Genomic DNA, 1,624 nt, shown 5'->3' with positions numbered 1-1,624 from the left:
GTTCCGGGTTTGGCAGTCGCCGACGCTAAACTAGGGAATAGGGAATAGGGAATAGGGAATAGGGAATAGGGATTGGGCTTTAGGTGTTAGGCTTGAGGTAGTAGATTTTTACATGTAGACTTAAGGCTAGGTATTAGGTATTAGGTTTTCACATGTAGATTTACCCTATTCCCTATTCTCTGTCTTGATTCGCTAAACCGTCGGGGAACCCGACGAGCGCGAATCGCTATTCCCTACCCCCTAAATTATGGCAGTCAAGAAAGGAGATTCCGTGCGCGCGATCGCAAATATGCTGGCAAACAGTCTCGAAGCTAAAGCTAGTGACGCCAGATTTCCCAAATATTTATTTGAAACCAAAGGTGAGGTGTTAGATCTCCGAGGGGACTACGCGCTAGTTAAATTCGGACAAGTGCCAACACCAAACATTTGGCTCCGACTCGACCAGCTAGAAGGATTTTAAGCTAGCTGCGGCGATCGATGTCTGCCGGGACACAGATGAATGCTCTGAGAATGATGGCAATAATGGCACCATTCCACTCTCGACAAAAACTAGTAGATATTTCTACTAGTTTTTGTCGCGTAAGAGTTCTTTAATTTGTCTGAGGGCGGCTGGCAAAATATTGAAAACAGCCCAACCAGCCGCAGCAGCTAGAGGAGCAAGCACGATTAACAGCCGAAAGTCGAAGTCCATAGTTGTTTTCCTAAATTAAAAGCAGAAGCTCAGTCGATCGCTAAATAGCACATACTTACTTTAGCAGAATTAGGAACTGGTATTGGATTCATCCCTAAATTGACAAGAGGTAAGTATCGTTATCTGCAGTATAAATCTTAGTGGGAAAATGAGTTGTCTGGCGATCGATGAGACTCCGCCAGTGACGTGGCGGTCGCTTTCTGCCCACAGCGATTTTAATCGTTACTCTGCTGAGCGAGCACGATCGATTTTAATCGTGCCGCGACCGCGTAATAAGCCAGTATTCGCACCCGGACAGATATGGCTCAGCGGTTGTATCGCGGGAAAATGTTGCCAAATAGCGGCAACGCTGCGAAGCTGGCGCGGCCAATGAAAAGTCTTGGGAGTACGGATGGGTACGGCAGCACCTAAATGGTCTGGTAATAAATGCCGACCTGTAAACAAGACGCCACCAGCCTCAGCATAATATACGCAAAAAGATCCGGGTGAATGTCCGGGAGTCCAAATTGCGTGTATGCTATCGTTAATACTAATTTTAGACTCAAAAGTCGTAACTTTTAGTCCTGGAAGTAGGTAGGCTTCTTGTTCTTGTACGACAACTTCACAGTTAAATTCAGAGACGATCGCTGGAGTTTGACCGATGCCCCCCCGATGGGTAATTGCTAACGAACGAATGCCACCGCGATCGCGGATAAACTGACGATTGACATCATTCCAAGCGGGACTATCGACTAAGATATTGCCATTGGGAGTAAAAATCGCATAAGCAGTCCCGCCGAGTGTCTCGCGGTTGGGGGGAAAAGCAAAGATCCCTGGCAAAATCTCTGTTGGCAACTTTGCGGCGGAAGTTTTAATTGACAGTGGCGGCTGTGACAAGTTGGATGGCGACATAAGAGCGCGGAGTCTACGAGAGTTTAAATGTAGGCAATTGCT

Annotated in this window: 3 protein-coding genes; 1 reads left to right on the top strand and 2 read right to left on the bottom strand. The window is 46.9% G+C overall.

Annotated elements, in window-relative coordinates:
* Nucleotides 1-247 precede the first annotated feature (247 nt).
* Nucleotides 248-460, top strand: a complete 213-nt coding sequence (locus tag RMO27_RS02335; protein ID WP_309728676.1) for an NAD(P)H-quinone oxidoreductase subunit O — start codon at nt 248-250, stop codon at nt 458-460.
* Nucleotides 461-565: 105 nt separating this feature from the next.
* Here RMO27_RS02335 and RMO27_RS02330 read toward each other — a convergent pair whose 3' ends face one another.
* Together RMO27_RS02330 and RMO27_RS02325 are read right to left on the bottom strand one after the other, a co-directional pair.
* The gene (locus RMO27_RS02330) at nt 566-691 is read right to left on the bottom strand and encodes a photosystem II protein Y (RefSeq protein ID WP_309728675.1); all 126 of its coding nucleotides are present in this window, start codon (nt 689-691) and stop codon (nt 566-568) included.
* 222 nt (nt 692-913) lie between these two features.
* Nucleotides 914-1,582 (bottom strand): MBL fold metallo-hydrolase, encoded by a 669-nt coding sequence (locus RMO27_RS02325; protein ID WP_309728674.1) that lies wholly within the window; start codon nt 1,580-1,582, stop codon nt 914-916.
* Between the last annotated feature and the right edge of the window lie 42 nt (nt 1,583-1,624).

This window comes from Chamaesiphon sp. OTE_75_metabat_556, from assembly GCF_031378165.1.
Classification (GTDB): Bacteria; Cyanobacteriota; Cyanobacteriia; order Cyanobacteriales; family Chamaesiphonaceae; genus Chamaesiphon.
This window is presented reverse-complemented; position numbering and strand designations above follow the sequence as displayed.